This is a genomic window from Binatus sp. (SeqCode) (genome assembly GCF_049584895.1).
Classification (GTDB): Bacteria; Desulfobacterota; Binatia; order Binatales; family Binataceae; genus Binatus.
This window is the reverse complement of record NZ_JBAUYR010000049.1, coordinates 17333-32409: the sequence shown is the minus strand read 5'-3', so window position 1 is coordinate 32409 and position 15077 is coordinate 17333. Positions and strand designations below refer to the sequence as shown.

The window sequence follows — 15077 nt, the reverse complement described above, 5'->3', positions numbered from 1 at the left end:
TCCGGAACAGAAATAGTATCGCGGAAATCAATGTCCCCGAATGCGCGATACCGACCCAGAAAACGAAATTGGTGATGTATATCGCCCACATCACCGGCTGGCGCAGACCGGTAACACCCAGACCCGTATAAACCTGGCGCATCCACAACGCGGCCGCGATGCCGACCAGCGTGAAACAGAATCCGACCCACGCCCAGTAGGCACGGCCCGCCGGTTCCATCACCCGCAGCACGCTGCGGTCGATGTCGCGGTAGGTCGGTTCCGTGTTTATTTTCGGCGCCGCTGCCACTTCAGGCTTTACCTTTCTCGCGATAGAGATCGCGCAGATACGTAATCGCGGGTTTCGTGTTGAGTTCTTCCAGCGCGCGGTAGTTGCGCAGCTTGTTGTCGTCGCGACGACGCATCATCGCGCTCGCGGGATCGTTGCTGTCGCCGAAGGTGATTGCCCGGGTCGGACACGCCTGCTGGCAGGCCGTGACGATCTCGCCGTCGCGCAGTTGGCGATCCTCAGTCTTCGCGTTGAGCTCGGCGAACTGGATTCGCTGCACGCAGAAGGTGCATTTCTCCATCACACCGGCGCCGCGTACGGTCACGTCAGGATTGAGTTGCAGGTTCATCGGGGCCGGCCATTCCGGCACGAACCAGTTGAATCGGCGGACCTTGTACGGGCAGTTATTTTCGCAGTAGCGCGTTCCGACGCATCGATTGTAAATCTGGCCGTTGAGTCCTTCCTCAGTGTGATACGACGCGAATACCGGGCAAACCGGCTCGCACGGCGCGTGATCGCATTGCTGACAGAGCATCGGCGCGAGGTAGAGTTGCGGCGCCTCTGCCGCTTCCTTTGGCTGGGGGAAGTAACGCTCGATGCGAATCCACGACATGATTCGTCCGTTATCGACGCCTTGCTTGCCGACCCAGGGAACATTGTTTTCCGCGTAGCACGCCGTCACGCATGCGCTGCATCCGGTGCACGCGTTGACGTCGATCGTCATGCCCCATTTGTGTCCTGCGTATTTCCACGGCGGATACATTTCGGACGGCTCGGGGGCTTCCTGTTCGTGAGGATTTTTCGGCACGATGCCATTTGCGAGTTGCTCGATACTCATCGCCTCGACGATCGAACGCCCCAGCATATCGCCGTTGCCCAACGGAGTGACGAGCTTGCGAGTTTCGCCCGTCGCATGCGCCGTCGCGGAGGCATATGTCGCGCCGGCTGGGAGTATCGCCCATGGGTTAGCGCCCACGTTTTTCGCGTAGCGTCCGTACGCGCGATGTCCCTGCCCCAGAGGCACCGCGATCACTCCGCTACGCATGGTAGGCGCGACCAAAACCGGCGCCTCAATCTTGCCGTGTTCGGTTTTGATCTCGATTATGTCGTCCTGGCTGACGCCGAGCTTCCGAGCGGTGTCAGGATTTATCTCGGCCCAGCTATCCCACACGATCTGGGCGACCGGCTCGGGCAATTCCTGCAGCCATGGCTTGTCGGCACCGCGCCCGTCGTAAAGAAAAATGTGAGGATAGGCGTACACCGAAAGTTCCATCTGCGCCGCAGTTGGTACGGCCGCCTTGAATGGGGAAGTATCTAGCTTCAGTGCGGACACATGCTGCTCTTCGAACAATCCGCCTTCGCGCCGGACTTTCGTCCAGAAATCTTCGGGATTGGCATCGTCCGCTTTGGGAGCCAGCGCGAGCCATTCAGCCTTGACGGCATCCGCAGTGGTAGCCCACTGAAGTTTCGTGCTCGATGCTTTTGCAGCCGCATCGAGCATGATGTCGCCGACCGGCTTGCTTGCGAACACCGGCTGCATCACCGGCTGTCCCAAACCCCGAATACCGGCGCGCGGCGCCGTGTCGCGCCATGATTCGAGCGGATGATGCGCCGGCAACAACAAACTCGCCATCGCGGCGGTTTCATCCGGCACTCCGCCCGCCCAGACTACGAACGGAACCTTCTGCAGCGCCTCGGCGATTCGCGCCGATGGCGGCATCGTGAATACAGGATTTCCGCCAGCGAGGAACGCCACGTCGATCTGACCGCTGCGCATCGCGTCAACCGCTGCGTCGACTTCGTCAGGCGTGCTGGTCGCTTCAGCCGGCGAGTCTTCGAAGAACATGATGGTCTTGCCAAAGTTGCCGGTGACCGAGTTGAGGATCATGGCCGCGAGATGCGCCGACGAATCGTCGGTGCCCGCGATCGCTAGCGCCCCGTCCGCCTTGCCAAACGTCTCACCGAGTTGAGCGATTGTTTCGACCGGCACGCCGGTGCGCGCGCTCGTCGCTGTCGGATCGAAATTCTCGACCGCCTTAGTCAGCGCCGCGAGATCGAAGCCTGAATTCGGCGAGACCTTCCCGTTCTTGACCAGGACGTTGAGGATGCTCCACGCAACGTCGGCCTGCGCTCCTGGAACCGTCGCGATCCAGTCGTCGCATTTCGACGCCGTCATGCTGAGCCGCGGGCCGACATAGGTGGCGCGGCCGATAGTCAGTGCACCGCGTCGTTTCTGCGGCGTGCGGAACAGTGAGTATTGTCGCGCGAGTTCCACCGGAGATTGCCAGGTCTCGAGAAAGTCCGCGCTGAACGAAATCAGCACTTCGGCTTGATCGATTCGATAGATCGGCAGATCGCGCCGGCCGAACAAAGTCTTGGCCGCAGCCCGCGCCGGCTCGTTGCTGATGGCTTCATAGAATATCGCGCGTGACGAATTGAAACTGCCGAGAAACGTCAGCGCGATTTTTCCGAACGTCGGTCCATTCGGCGACCCGAAGAACGTGACGCGATCCTTGCCCGCCTTCGACGCAGCCGCCAATTTGTCGGCGAGCATTTTCTCAGCTTCGTACCACGACACTGCCCGCATCGCGCCGTCGCCGCCGCGAACCTGTGGATTCGCCAGCCGGTCCGGATTGTACACGCCTTGCAACGCGGCCTGCCCGCGCGCGCATAGGGCGCCCTGGCCGATAGGGTCCTCGGGATTTCCTTCGAGCTTGATGACGCGCCCTTCGCGGATTCGCGCAACCACGCCGCATCCGGCCGGACACTCGCTGCACGTAGTCGCGAAAAAACTCGGGACGCCGGGGACTACGTTCTCGTCGGGCACGACGTACGGGATCAGCTTGCGCGCGGCCGGCTCGCAGCCGGGAATCGCCGCCGCTGCACCCGCGGTCGCGGCCAGCTTGATGAACGCTCGCCTGGATATCGAGGTCCCCTCGTGCTTCTGTATCTTCACGTTCCTCGCTCAGTGATGACAGCCGACGCAGTCGAGCGTCGCTTTTTTCTCCGTGTGACAATCCACACAGAAGCCCATGTTGATTTCATGCACCGGCACGACGCGATCCATCGTCTGGACCGGCCCGTGACAGCGCTGGCATTCGATACCCGCATGAATGTGCGGCCGATGAGTGAAGCGCACGAAGTCCGGCAGCGTGTACACGCGATTCCACTGAATCTCGAACGCCTCCGGCGTATTGTCGGTCCACGGCCGCGTCACTGGCGCGATTCCGCCTCCGGCAATCCCGTTGCCATGACATCCAACGCATCGCGCCACCGCCGGAATCCCCGGTTCGGAAGACCGGCTCGCATAAGCGTGGCAGTACTGGCAGGGAATCTTGTTCACCCCCGCATGCACTCGATGACTGAAGGGGATCGGCTGGACTACGTCATTGCGGGGCGCCCACGGCCTCTGCGAGAGCGCGATGACGGCACCGCCCAGAGCGAGCATCAGGAGGGCCAGCGGCAGGATTGTCCGGTTCATGCTGACGATTCAGATTTGGTGAATTATCCGAAAGTAATCCGAAACAGAGCCGATGGCCACCGTGCGACAGTCAAAATTTCTAACAATGGTGCTCTCGTTAATCAAGTAAAATTAATAGTACCTGCGATAACGCCGCTTCTTATGGAAGCAACCGCCTGTGGATTCCCATTGTGCGAGAACGCCGATTTATTGGAGCAGGTAGTTCCGACACTAACGAAACTATGTTACTTATGACTGGATCATCAGGGTTTAAGGCTGCTTCGACAGGTGGAAATCAAGACTGCTTCCAGACTGGCTCTTTTACCGCCATACCTTTTCGCCGAGCTTGACCGCCTCAAAAAAGAGGTCGCGAGCAAGGGCGTCGACGTCATCAGCCTCTCGATCGGCGACCCCGACCTGCCCACTCCGCGTCACATCGTCGAAACTCTGAAGCGCGCTGCCGACGAGCCTAAGAATCACCGTTATCCCGACTACGAGGGCTTGCCGCAATTTCGCGAGGCCTCCGCGGATTGGTATCGGCGCCGGTTCGGCGTCAGCTTCGATTATCAGCGTGAAGTGTGCGCGCTGATCGGCTCGAAGGAAGGCATCGCGAACTTCGCGACCGCCGTCGTCGATCCTGGCGACATCGTGTTGATTCCCGACCCGGGCTATCCAGTGTACTACTCCGGATGCGTCTTCAACGGCGGCGAGCCGTATTTCCTGCCGCTCCGAAAAGAAAACGCGTTCCTGCCAGACCTCGGCTCGATTCCCGCTGAAATCGCGCGGCGCGCCAAAGTGTTGTGGCTCAACTATCCCAACAATCCGACCGCCGCGACCGTTGACCTTTCGTTCTTTCAGGACGCCGTCAAATTCAGCCTCAAGCACGACGTCATCCTCGCGCACGACAGCGCGTACTCCGAAATTGCCTACGACGGCTATCGCTCGCCGAGCGTTTTCCAAACCGACGGTTCGCGCGAATGCGCAATCGAGTTCCACTCATTGTCGAAGACCTTCTCGATGACCGGATGGCGCGTCGGTTTCGCAATAGGCAACGCGAAGTTGATCGGCGCGCTCGGCAAGGTCAAGACCAACATGGATTCCGGCGTCTTCCAGGCCGTGCAGGAAGCCGCGATCACTGGCCTCGCGGGCGGCGACGGCGACAAGCTCGCCGAATATTGCGCAATCTACAAAGAGCGCCGCGACCTGCTGGTCAAGGCTCTGCGAGCGCTCGGACTCGAATGCGAGAATCCGCGCGCGACCTTTTACGTCTGGACCAAAGTTCCCCGTGTTTACACCTCGGTTTCATTTACCGAGCGCGTCTTGAAGGAATCCGGCATCGCAATTACGCCGGGCTCCGGGTTCGGCAAGGGTGGTGAGGGTTACGTTCGCTTTTCTCTTACGAGCGAACGGTTGGTCGAGGCGGTGGACCGACTAAAAGCGCTGCGGTTGTAACGGCGAGAATGCCCAATCGGGCCTTTATCGGAATAGGCAGTAACCTAGGCGATCGAGCCGCCAATTATCGTGAGGCGATTCAACGGATCGCGTCGATCCCGGACACGAGGGTCGTGCGCCAATCCTCGATCTACGAGACCGAGCCGATGGGCGATCTCAAGGGCGCGTTCTTAAACGGCGTCATCGAAGTCGAGACCGAGCTGCCGGCCGAAGTCCTGATGCGCCGATTGCTCGCGCTCGAGCGAATCATGGGGCGCAAGCGGGTCAAGGGTCGCAAGCAGACGCGAGGCAAGTACCGGCCGCGAATTATCGATCTCGACTTGCTGTTCTTCAATAAAGAAACCATCGACACGCGCGTTCTCAAAGTGCCGCATCCGCGCCTCCATGAGCGACGCTTCGTGCTTGCCCCGATGAGCGAGCTGGCGCCCGCGCTGATTCATCCGAAGCTCAACGCGTCGATTTCCGAAATGCTGGCAGGACTTAAGTCGCCGTTTCGTGTTACCCTCGCGAGAGCGGACCTGCTGAGGCCGCAATCCCCAAAGAAAGAGGCATCCCGATGAAATATTTTATTGATACTGCCGACGTGGCCGAGATTCGCGAGGCCGCAAGTTGGGGGCTTGTCGACGGCGTCACCACCAATCCATCGCTGATGGCGAAAACCGGCCGCCCTTATCACGACGTGCTCAAGGAGATTTGTGAAATCGTCGACGGCCCTATCAGCGCCGAGGTCGTCGCTACCGAAGCGTCGGCGATGATCGCGGAAGGCGAGAAGCTCGCCAAGCTCCACAAGAACATCGTGGTCAAGTGCCCGATGATCATCGAAGGCTTGAAGGCGACTCACGCGCTCGCCAAACGCGGCATCCGCGTCAACGTCACTTTGATTTTCACTCCACTGCAGGCGCTCGCGGCGGCCAAAGTAGGCGCGTCGTTCCTCTCGCCGTTCATTGGACGCTTGGATGACATCGGCCAGGACGGCTTCGCGCTGGTCGAGGACATGGTGCAGATCCTGTCCAACTACGACTACCCAGCTGAAGTGCTGGTCGCCTCCGTCCGCAGCACGACGCACCTGATTCGCGCAGCCGAAGTCGGCGCCGACATCGCAACCGTCCCGTTCGCAGTCCTGAAGCAAACCCTCCACCACCCGCTAACAGACCTGGGCCTCGAACGCTTCCTGGCCGACTGGCGCAAAACAAACCAGAAGATCTGAGTTCTGGTTTCCTTCTGCGATTTCTAGTTTGATTTTGCGTCGAAACAAACAGGACTCGCACTTGCGCCTTTTGCCATGCAGATTGTGATCGCTCCCGTGAAGCGATTGGTTCGCCAAAGAAAAATCCCGTCTCCGGAGGCGCGGGTTTCATAGAGCCCTCCACTCAAAACGGCGGCCAAAATTAGACTTGTCGCGATCGCGATTGCCGCAGCAAGATTTCGAATCACACCGCCTCCGCCCTTAGGTACGATAGGAATTTTTATATTCGTTTCCAACGAGATCCGAGTAGACCAGACGCCACGTCTTGCCGCGTCCAATGATCAGGTCTCTGTCGGTTTCAGACGCGTGAAAACGCAAGTTGAACGTGTGCTGGCCGCCGCTGGGAATAATCGGCGCTTCCCTAACCAGTTCTGCCGTCGAAATCGTATGCTGCAAGTCTCTGAAAGCAGGAAGGCTCAATATTCCCCCGAACTGTTTAGACGGACCGTCCGGCAAGTCGAGGTACAGTCTCCAGCCTGTCACGACGCTTGGAGAGCCTAGGTTCCGGATATCAACCTGGATACGGATTTCAATTCCATAGAAGTCTTTTTCGTAGGAAACATCGACAAAATTAAACGGATACATAAAGCCCTTGAAGCACGGCTCCGCATGACGAGTGCCAACTACCTCTCGTTGCTCGTTCCAAGCGCGGAAAGTAGCGACAAATAACAACGCCATTCCCACTGGCAGCGACCATCTGTCAAACAAGAGCTTGAGATCAGTCTGAGCCGCCGCGTTTGTGAAGAACCGGTTTTCCAGCCAAGGCAGGACAAGCGTGAGAATCGCGCCCGTCGTAATCAGATAGTATTGCTTTAGAACCGCTACTATATATTCGACGAAACGGTCGCCCAATTCGGTGGCGTCGGCAAAGGTGGGCATCCTCGCGAGTATGCCAAAAGCGGAGTTGGTATCAAATTCGCTATAATCGCCTTGTCTCGCGGCAGCGGAGCGGACGGCCAGCAGTTAAGCTGGAGCGTAATCCTGCGCGACTAGTTCGTTGCCGCCGAGCGCTCGGCAAATGGGCCTATCTATCTTTAAACTGGCTTTAAACTGGAGCTCACGATGAGGAACCCGAGACAAACGATTGCGTATCTCGACGAATTACAAACATTAGGTTTCACAGACGAGGCATTCTCGCGACTTCACCACTTTCGAGAAAAAGGAGAAAAGCATCCTATAAACACTCATAGGGTTTATTGTGAGGGGAAGGACTCTTTCCACGACGGCCGGAACAATGAGCGCGTCCAAATACGACTTGAAGTCGTATTGAAATACTTCAAAGAATACTTTTCAGGAGACCCTGCAACGTGGGTCCGAGCGGGCCGAGGCAATGTCGAGGAAACATTCATTCGATTGGCCGAAGCCGCCTACGTTCTAGTACCACCCCATTAAACCGTCGCCCGAATGAACGGCGTTCAGTTAGATTGAGAGTTGTTTCTGCGGGAGGCATCGAACGCACGGAGTGAGAGCGACAACGCTGCCATTGCGATTGTGAATGCCAGCGCTATCTCCATGCTGGCGCGGGGGCTCACGTGCGCGATCGCCTGGCCCATTATCCACGGTGCGACGATTGCGCCGAGCGCGCCGCCTGCTACTACGATCGACGTCATCCTGCCGACCTCGGCCGGGAATCGCGATGCACCAACTGCGATCATGTTGGGAAAGACTGGACCGTATCCGACGCCGATCAGGAACACAGCAGATGCTGCAAAGCCGCCCGCCGCCGGCGCTGCGATCAAAAGCACAAGCGCGGCGGCAGACAGCGCGGAAGCGAGCATCGTGAATTGCGGCAACGCGATGCGATGCCCCAGTCGTCCGCCGAACGCGCGCCCGCACACCAGTCCCAGCCAATATAGCGAGACGCCGGACGACGCGAGTATCGGGCCGAGCGCGCCCGCCATCCGCAAGTACAGAAAAAGCCACGCGCCGATTCCGATTTCGGCGCCGACGTAAAGGAACATCACTCCGCTGATGACCCAAATGTGCGGACGCGCAAGCATCGCGATAAATCCGTCGCCGGACGTTGGAGCCATTCGAACTTCGAGCGCCGGCGTCGTGCCCAGGCGAAATGCGATCGCGGCACATGCCAGCGCGCCTCCACCAAACACCCACCAGTACGGCACGCGGGTCGCGAACGCAGCGCTCACGATCAGCGGTCCGAGCAAAGCGCCGACTCCGAACAGGACGTGCAGGTAGTTGAGCGCAGAGGCAAGCCGCTCCCGATTGAGCTCGACGATCAGCGCATTGGCGCCGATGTCGATGCCGCCATTGGCGAGGCCGAGCAGGAATCCCGCGCACAGCAGTCCCGCAAGTCCGGGAGACGCAGCGAGCCCGGCCAATCCTGCCGTGAAGAACGCCATCGCGCCGACCAGGATCTTCTGCGCGCTCAATTGTTGATTGATCTCGCCGGCGACCACTACCGATATGAGAGAACCGGCCGCCGAAGCGCTGACGATCAATCCGACGCGCTCGATCGGCAGATGGGCGGCGTGCGAGATCTCCGGCAGAAAGGGTCCAATCCAGCCGCTGTTGATGCCAACCATCAGCATGCAGGAGTACGCGAGCCGCGTGATGGTTCCCTCGCGGCTCAACAACCGCGCATCGTCCAATGTCCCGACGCGCGCAGTCACGATGCGACCGAGAGGATCACGCGATAGAGCGGTCCAAGCTCGCGAAGCGCGTCGAGCACTTCGGCGCGATCCACGGTCAGCGCGTCGCGCACAGGCCATCCGAAGCCGACGTCGATGCTGCCGGATGTTTTCGCGAGCGCATCGCCGAGTCCCTCGAAGAAGCCGGCGTTGGCTGCGATCGATTTCGGCAACTCGCGGCCTTCCCAGTTTTGGTACTGTTGGATTCTGGTGCCACGAAACGATCTCTCCAGATCGGCCGACTTTGATTTGATCGCTCGCGCCATCTCGGGTCGATGGTCGGCGGTTGATTTCACCACGGCGCGCGCATGGATGCCCACACCCGATACGCACAAGGCGAGATATCCGTTGCGCTTGTATCCGGTCGGCGACGGCCCGAATGCTGCCCAAGTTTCAGCCGGAGGACTCGCCCCGCGCCGCATGTGGCGAGCGTAATGCGGATGGAGATCCACATTGAGGTTGCGCGACAATTCCCGGTTGAAATCCGGCGCGAGCTGCATCAGGCGCGGCGTCACCAGCTCGTCGATCTTCGCCAGGCGCGTGCTGAAATCGTCAATCGCGAACACGTCGAAGTCGCGGCTTAGAAAACCCAGCGTCGCCATCAATCTGAATCCAACTTCACTTCGCGACTCGGCCGCGCTCGCGCTCCTGAAAGGCCTTCTCCCAATTGCGCCCGTCGAACTGGTCGTGCTCCAGCTTGTCCAGGTTGACGCCTTCGAGACATCGCACGTTGACGTCGATGCTCTCGGGATCGGAGCGCGGGATATAAAACGAGGCGACGCCGCAATTCGGGCAGAAGAGATGCTTCGCGACTTTCGTATTGAATGTGTACGCAGCGATATTGTCCGACGGCGTGAGCAGCCGGAACGCGGCGCGCTCGACGATCCAATGGACGTAGCCCTTCTTGGTGCAAATCGAGCAGTTGCATTCCGATACGCGCTCGAGCATGCCCCTGACTTCGAAGCGGACGCGTCCGCAATGGCATCCGCCGCGGTAGGTTCGTTGGTTTGGCGTCTTCTTCATCAGGGCTCTTTTAACCCAGCACTCGCCGCAAGGAAACCGGCTTAACTCTGCTGCTTATTGGCTGCGTATCCTGAAACCAGACGCTACGAATGTCGTATTACTTAGCGGGCGGAGGAGCCCACAAATATGAAACGAGCAACGATGATTTTTTCTGCGGTGGCGCTGACTTTTGCGATGGCCGGTCCGGTGATGGCACAAATGCCGATGGGTCCTGCAGCCGCAAGTGCCGATACCAGTTATTTCGACTCACATCCCGACATCACGCGGAAACTTCAAAAGGATCCGACGCTGATCGACAACCAGGCGTTCCTGGACGCTCATCCGGGCCTTCACGAATATCTAAGGGCTCATCCGAATATTAAACACGACTTCAAGTCGCATCCTTACCGGTTCATGCATCGCGCGGAGGCGTACAACAAGCATCACGAGTGAATCTGTGCCCAGTTGATTCCCCCCAATAGCGCAGGAGGCCGGCTGTCCGGTCTCCTGCTTTTTCTTTTCGTTGAAGCGATCCTGCCGTGACCATCGGACGCAGCGCGTGTTAGTATCGCCTGATGGCCGCGGTATCCCCGTCAGTCTCTAATCAGGACTTCAGCGCGACGCTCGCGAGTCATGGACTTCGCGCGCTCGGCCGCAAATCGCCCGCGACCATCCAGGTAAACGTCGGCAAGTGGTGCAACCAGGCGTGCCACCATTGTCACGTCGATGCGGGCCCGCGACGTACCGAACGGATGACGCGTGAGACGGCGGAGCGGGTGATCGATGTGCTCGCGGCGAGTGCTCGCGTCGAGACGCTCGACATCACCGGCGGAGCGCCCGAGCTGAACTCGAACTTTGCGATGCTGGTGGAGCGGGCGCGCGCGCTCGGCCGCAAGGTGATCGTTCGATGCAACCTGACCGTCACTCTGGAACCCGGCATGGAATGGCTGGTGGAATTTTATCGGCGGGCGGGCGTCGAGCTGGTTTGCTCGCTGCCATGCTACACCGCCGAGAACACTGATCGTCAGCGTGGCGCGGGCGTATTCGACAAGAGCATCGTGGCGTTGAGGAATCTGAATGCCGCCGGCTTCGGGCGCGGCGCATTGCGGCTCGATCTCGTGTACAACCCAATTGGCGCGTCACTGCCGCCGCCGCAGGCCGAGCTTGAGGCGCAATATCGCGACGAGCTCGCGGGCAATTTCGGAGTCGTTTTCGATCGCCTGCTGACAATCACGAATATGCCGATCGCCCGCTTCGCTAACCAGCTGAGCATCGCCGGCAATCATGCGGCGTACATGAGTCTGCTGGTGAATCACTTCAACTCCGCGACCGTGGACGCGCTGATGTGCCGCGATCTCGTGAGCGTCGGATGGGACGGGCGTCTTTACGACTGCGACTTCAACCAGATGCTGGAAATTCCGATCGGTGCCAATGCCGTATCGACAATCTGGGACCTCGATGACGTCGGCGCACTTGCCGGCGCGCGCATCGCGACCGGATCGCATTGTTTCGGATGCACCGCGGGCGCGGGCTCGAGCTGCGGCGGCGCGATCGCTTAAGACGGCCCGCCTTTTGGGTCTGCTTTCATATTAATGATATGAGGAACGAACGCTGCGTCGTGATCGGCGCGCGAACTCTCAGGAGACTGTTCATGGCAGTGAAAATCGAAGGTACCTGCGATCCCAAATTCAATCGCGTCAAGGACGCGTTCTCCGAGAATTTCGAAAAGCGCGGCGAGGTCGGTGCTGCCGCCGCAGTCATGCTCGACGGCAAGAGCGTCGTCGACATCTGGGCAGGACACGCCGACAAAGCGAAGACCAAGCCGTGGACGCGCGACACGCTGGTCAACGTTTACTCGACCACCAAAGGCGTCACCGCGATTTGCGCGCATCGGCTGGCCGGCAAAGGCCTGCTCGATATCGACGCGCCCGTCGCGAAGTATTGGCCCGAGTTCGCGCAAGCGGGCAAGGACAAGCTGCCGGTGCGGTTTCTACTAAGCCACCGCGCAGGTCTTCCCGCCGTCCGCAAAATTTTGGACGAGAACGCGCTCTTCAACTGGAACACCATGACGACTGCGCTGGCTGAGCAGGAGCCGTGGTGGGAACCCGGCACCGCGCATGGCTATCACGCGGTCACGTTCGGCTACCTGGTCGGCGAGGTGATTCGGCGCATCACGGGCAAGAGTCCGGGGACCTACCTGCGGGACGAAATCGCGGGGCCGCTCGAGCTGGATTTTCATATCGGCCTCGACGCGAAGCATGATGCTCGCGTTGCGGGCCTGATACCTGCGGCGCCGCCAGGACCGGGCGAGCCAAACATGTTCGCCGAGATGATGAAGAACCCGGAGTCGGCCGGCGCCAAGGCGTTCATGAATCCACCGGTGCTGACTAAGCCGGGGCTGGTCAATTCGCGCGAATGGCGCGGGGCAGAAATTCCCGCGGCCAACGGACACGGCACCGCTCGTTCTCTGGCGCGATTATACGGCGCGCTGTCGCGCGGCGGCGACCTGGACGGTGTTCACGTGATGTCGAAGGACGAGATCGCAAAATGCTCGATCGAGCAGTCTAACGGCCCCGACGCCTTGCTGGTAATCAACACACGCTTCTCGCTCGGCTTCATGATGTCGCAGCCGGGCGCGTCGTTCGGGCCGAATCCGAAATCATTCGGACATCCGGGCGCGGGCGGCTCGCTCGGATACGCCGATCCCGAAGCGAAGATCGGATTCGGCTACACGATGAACAAAATGCAGAACAGCTTGCTGATCGATCCGCGCGCGACCGCGCTGATCGACGCGGTTTACGCCTCGATGTAGTCGAGCGCTGCCAGCAGCTAGTGTCGTCAGTCGCATCGAGTTGATAAGAAAATAGATGGGACGTGCGCGCGTCGATGGATCCTCGAGCGCGCTCAACGTCGGAGGACTTGTCGATGCCTTCAATCCCCGTTGTCAGTGCCAAGGACTCTTCTGCCAAGGTCATCGGATGTATCGAGCGTGACGGCGCCGTCGTCGTCTCCGACGTAATCGATCGCACCACTCGCGATGCCGTGCTGCGCGAACTCGCGCCGCATCTCGAAGTGGTGGATCCCGACGCCAGCATCAACAAGGTTTATGAGGCTGACGGCGGTACCGCGAATTTCTATCCAGGCAAGACCAAGCGAATCACCGCGCTGGTCGCCCGCTCGGAGACTTTCCGCACTTTCGTGACGCATCCGTTGATGCTGTCGGCGTGCGACGCGATTCTGAAACCCAACTGCGTGCATTACCAGGTGCATGCGACGGCGGCGCTCAAGATCGGTCCCGGCGCGCGCGAACAGGTACTACATCGCGAGGAGGATCCCTACCAGTTTTTCAAGGTGCCTCGGCCGCGAATGATTCTCGCCAGCATGTGGGCGATAACCGATTTCACCGAGGCCAACGGCGGAACGAAGATAGTCCCCGGCAGCCATCTGTGGCCGGCGGATCGCGTCGCACGGCCTGACGAAGTCGTTGCCGCCGCGATGCCGGCCGGGTCCGTGCTGCTCTGGATGGGCGGCACTCTGCACGGCGCCGGCGCGAATCGAACCGACGAGTGGCGCTACGGCGTCTTTCTGTCGTACTCGCTTGGATGGCTGCGGCAAGAGGAGAATCAGTATATCGACGTTCCCGGCGAGATTGCGCGGACACTCGACAAAAAAGTGCGCGACCTCGTCGGCTACAAGATGCATCTTGGAATCGGCTATGCGGACGTATCAGTGAGAGCGGGTCTCGGCGAGAAGCGCTGATGCCAAAGATTTCATATCGAGTGCGGCCGGAGACCGCGGTGCTGACGCGCGGCTTCGACCCGGAGTTGTCGGTCGGGTCGGCGCGACCGCCGGTTTATCGCAGTTCGACTTTCGTCTTTCCGAGTCCGGAGGCGGCTGAGCGCGCATTTGGGATCGTGCTCGGGAAAATCAAGCCGCTCGGCGATGATCGTCCCGACCTAATTTATGCGCGGCTGAATCATCCCAACGCCGAAATCCTCGAGGAGCAACTCGTGCCGCTTGAGCGCGGCGCCAACTCCGCCGCGATCTTCAATTCCGGAATGGCCGCGATCTTCACCGTGATGCTTACGTTTCTTGAGCGCGGCGGCTCGCTCATCTACACCCAGCCGCTGTATGGAGGCAGCCAGCACCTGATCCACCAGGTAATCGAGCCGCTCGGTTTCGACGCGCGCGGGGTGCCTGCTGGGAATACGAAGGCGCTGACCGAGGCCATCGAGAATGCGAGCAATCTGAGTCTCGTTCTGATCGAGACTCCCGCGAATCCCACGCTCATGATGACCGACATCGCGCAAGCGGCCGCCGCAATCCGCAAACGGCCGAAGCGTGCGCTGCTCGCGATCGACAACACTCTGCTCGGTCCTACGTTTCAGCATCCGCTGATTCACGGTGCCGACCTGGCGATTTACTCGGCGACTAAGTTTCTCGGCGGATTCAGCGACCTGCTGGCCGGCGCGGTGGTCGCGACTGATCCCGAATTGATTCAGACGCTGACGGGGATGCGCGCTCTGCTCGGCAATATCTTGCAAGCCGACGAATGCTGGATGCTCGACTCGCGGCTGTCGACGGTTGCGTTGCGGATGAACCGTCAGAGCAAGAACGCGCAGCGAATCGCCGAGCAGTTGGCCAAGCACGCGCGCGTCAAGCGCGTGATCTATCCATCGCTATTCACCGACGACGCGCAGATAAAGATTCGCGATGCGCAGACCGACTATCCCGGCTCGCTGCTGTCGTTGGAAGTTGAAGGGGGGAAGACCGGCGCATTTGAGTTTCTGCGCCGTCTGAAAATCGCAAAGAACGCGGTCAGCCTCGGCGGCGTCGAAACTCTCGTCTGCCATCCGATGACCACTACTCACAGCGAACTGTCATCCGAGGAGATGTCCGCCGCGGGAATCAATGAGGCGCTGGTCCGCATCTCCGTCGGCACCGAGCACTGGCGCGATCTCCTCGAGGAGTTTACCCGCGCCCTGGGTTAAGCAGTCAGTT

The 15077-nt window shown here is 60.0% G+C and carries 14 protein-coding genes and 1 pseudogene; 8 read left to right on the top strand and 7 right to left on the bottom strand.

The annotated features are described in order from the left end of the window. The 3 genes and pseudogenes from WB650_RS09935 to WB650_RS09925 form a co-directional block, all read right to left on the bottom strand. A pseudogene (locus WB650_RS09935) lies at positions 1–289 on the bottom strand (NrfD/PsrC family molybdoenzyme membrane anchor subunit); the annotation flags it as partial. 1 nt (position 290) lies between these two features. Then, complete coding sequence (locus WB650_RS09930) at positions 291–3224, bottom strand: molybdopterin-dependent oxidoreductase (protein ID WP_422304709.1); 2934 nt, start codon at positions 3222–3224, stop codon at positions 291–293. Between the two features lie 9 nt (positions 3225–3233). Further along, on the bottom strand, positions 3234–3749 hold the full coding sequence (locus WB650_RS09925; RefSeq protein ID WP_422304707.1) for a cytochrome c3 family protein: 516 nt from the start codon (positions 3747–3749) through the stop codon (positions 3234–3236). Positions 3750–4016: 267 nt separating this feature from the next. On the opposite strand from WB650_RS09925, the gene WB650_RS09920 reads away from it, so the two are divergent. The 3 genes from WB650_RS09920 to fsa are packed head-to-tail and all read left to right on the top strand — an operon-like array spanning position 4017 to position 6387. After that, a complete protein-coding gene (locus tag WB650_RS09920) occupies positions 4017–5180 on the top strand; it encodes an LL-diaminopimelate aminotransferase (RefSeq protein ID WP_423960295.1) in 1164 nt (387 codons plus the stop codon). A gap of 8 nt (positions 5181–5188) precedes the next feature. Continuing rightward, positions 5189–5740 carry a 2-amino-4-hydroxy-6-hydroxymethyldihydropteridine diphosphokinase gene (gene folK / locus WB650_RS09915; RefSeq protein WP_422304703.1) on the top strand — a complete coding sequence of 184 codons (552 nt, stop codon included), beginning with the start codon at positions 5189–5191 and terminating at the stop codon, positions 5738–5740. Continuing rightward, positions 5737–6387 (top strand): fructose-6-phosphate aldolase, encoded by a 651-nt coding sequence (gene fsa, locus WB650_RS09910; protein WP_422304701.1) that lies wholly within the window; start codon positions 5737–5739, stop codon positions 6385–6387. The genes folK and fsa overlap by 4 nt, the downstream gene beginning before the upstream one ends. 240 nt (positions 6388–6627) lie before the next feature. Here the strand turns inward: fsa and WB650_RS09905 are convergent, their stop codons facing one another. The 4 genes from WB650_RS09905 to WB650_RS09890 form a co-directional block, all read right to left on the bottom strand. Then, positions 6628–7305, bottom strand: coding sequence for a hypothetical protein (locus WB650_RS09905; RefSeq protein WP_422304699.1), 678 nt, complete (start codon positions 7303–7305; stop codon positions 6628–6630). Between the two features lie 536 nt (positions 7306–7841). Continuing rightward, a complete protein-coding gene (locus WB650_RS09900; RefSeq protein WP_422304697.1) occupies positions 7842–9056 on the bottom strand; it encodes an MFS transporter in 1215 nt (404 codons plus the stop codon). Then, positions 9053–9676, bottom strand: a complete 624-nt coding sequence (locus WB650_RS09895; RefSeq protein WP_422304695.1) for a DUF1054 family protein — start codon at positions 9674–9676, stop codon at positions 9053–9055. Before WB650_RS09895 ends, WB650_RS09900 begins: the two co-directional genes overlap by 4 nt. A 16-nt stretch (positions 9677–9692) precedes the next feature. Then, entirely contained in the window at positions 9693–10097 is a 405-nt protein-coding gene (locus WB650_RS09890; protein WP_422304693.1) for a GFA family protein, read from the bottom strand. Between the two features lie 126 nt (positions 10098–10223). Here WB650_RS09890 and WB650_RS09885 point away from each other — a divergent pair, with 126 nt between their 5' ends. The 5 genes from WB650_RS09885 to WB650_RS09865 all read left to right on the top strand — a co-directional run bounded on the left by WB650_RS09885 (position 10224) and on the right by WB650_RS09865 (position 15067). Continuing rightward, complete coding sequence (locus WB650_RS09885; protein WP_422304691.1) at positions 10224–10529, top strand: hypothetical protein; 306 nt, start codon at positions 10224–10226, stop codon at positions 10527–10529. A gap of 122 nt (positions 10530–10651) precedes the next feature. Further along, entirely contained in the window at positions 10652–11635 is a 984-nt protein-coding gene (arsS, locus tag WB650_RS09880) for an arsenosugar biosynthesis radical SAM (seleno)protein ArsS (RefSeq protein WP_422304689.1), read from the top strand. 92 nt (positions 11636–11727) lie between these two features. Beyond that, entirely contained in the window at positions 11728–12888 is a 1161-nt protein-coding gene (locus tag WB650_RS09875; protein ID WP_422304687.1) for a serine hydrolase domain-containing protein, read from the top strand. Between the two features lie 113 nt (positions 12889–13001). Beyond that, positions 13002–13835, top strand: a complete 834-nt coding sequence (locus tag WB650_RS09870) for a phytanoyl-CoA dioxygenase family protein (protein WP_422304685.1) — start codon at positions 13002–13004, stop codon at positions 13833–13835. Beyond that, positions 13835–15067, top strand: coding sequence for a trans-sulfuration enzyme family protein (locus tag WB650_RS09865; RefSeq protein ID WP_422304683.1), 1233 nt, complete (start codon positions 13835–13837; stop codon positions 15065–15067). The genes WB650_RS09870 and WB650_RS09865 overlap by 1 nt, the downstream gene beginning before the upstream one ends. Positions 15068–15077 lie beyond the last annotated feature (10 nt).

Bases quoted from the DNA above. Each gene is read 5' to 3' on its own strand.
- WB650_RS09925 (WP_422304707.1), bottom strand. From the start codon at position 3,749: ATGAACCGGACAATCCTGCCGCTGGCCCTCCTGATGCTCGCTCTGGGC.
- folK (WP_422304703.1), top strand. From the start codon at position 5,189: ATGCCCAATCGGGCCTTTATCGGAATAGGCAGTAACCTAGGCGATCGA.
- fsa (WP_422304701.1), top strand. From the start codon at position 5,737: ATGAAATATTTTATTGATACTGCCGACGTGGCCGAGATTCGCGAGGCC.
- WB650_RS09905 (WP_422304699.1), bottom strand. From the start codon at position 7,305: ATGCCCACCTTTGCCGACGCCACCGAATTGGGCGACCGTTTCGTCGAA.
- WB650_RS09895 (WP_422304695.1), bottom strand. From the start codon at position 9,676: ATGGCGACGCTGGGTTTTCTAAGCCGCGACTTCGACGTGTTCGCGATT.
- WB650_RS09890 (WP_422304693.1), bottom strand. From the start codon at position 10,097: ATGAAGAAGACGCCAAACCAACGAACCTACCGCGGCGGATGCCATTGC.
- WB650_RS09885 (WP_422304691.1), top strand. From the start codon at position 10,224: ATGAAACGAGCAACGATGATTTTTTCTGCGGTGGCGCTGACTTTTGCG.
- arsS (WP_422304689.1), top strand. From the start codon at position 10,652: ATGGCCGCGGTATCCCCGTCAGTCTCTAATCAGGACTTCAGCGCGACG.
- WB650_RS09875 (WP_422304687.1), top strand. From the start codon at position 11,728: ATGGCAGTGAAAATCGAAGGTACCTGCGATCCCAAATTCAATCGCGTC.
- WB650_RS09870 (WP_422304685.1), top strand. From the start codon at position 13,002: ATGCCTTCAATCCCCGTTGTCAGTGCCAAGGACTCTTCTGCCAAGGTC.
- WB650_RS09865 (WP_422304683.1), top strand. From the start codon at position 13,835: ATGCCAAAGATTTCATATCGAGTGCGGCCGGAGACCGCGGTGCTGACG.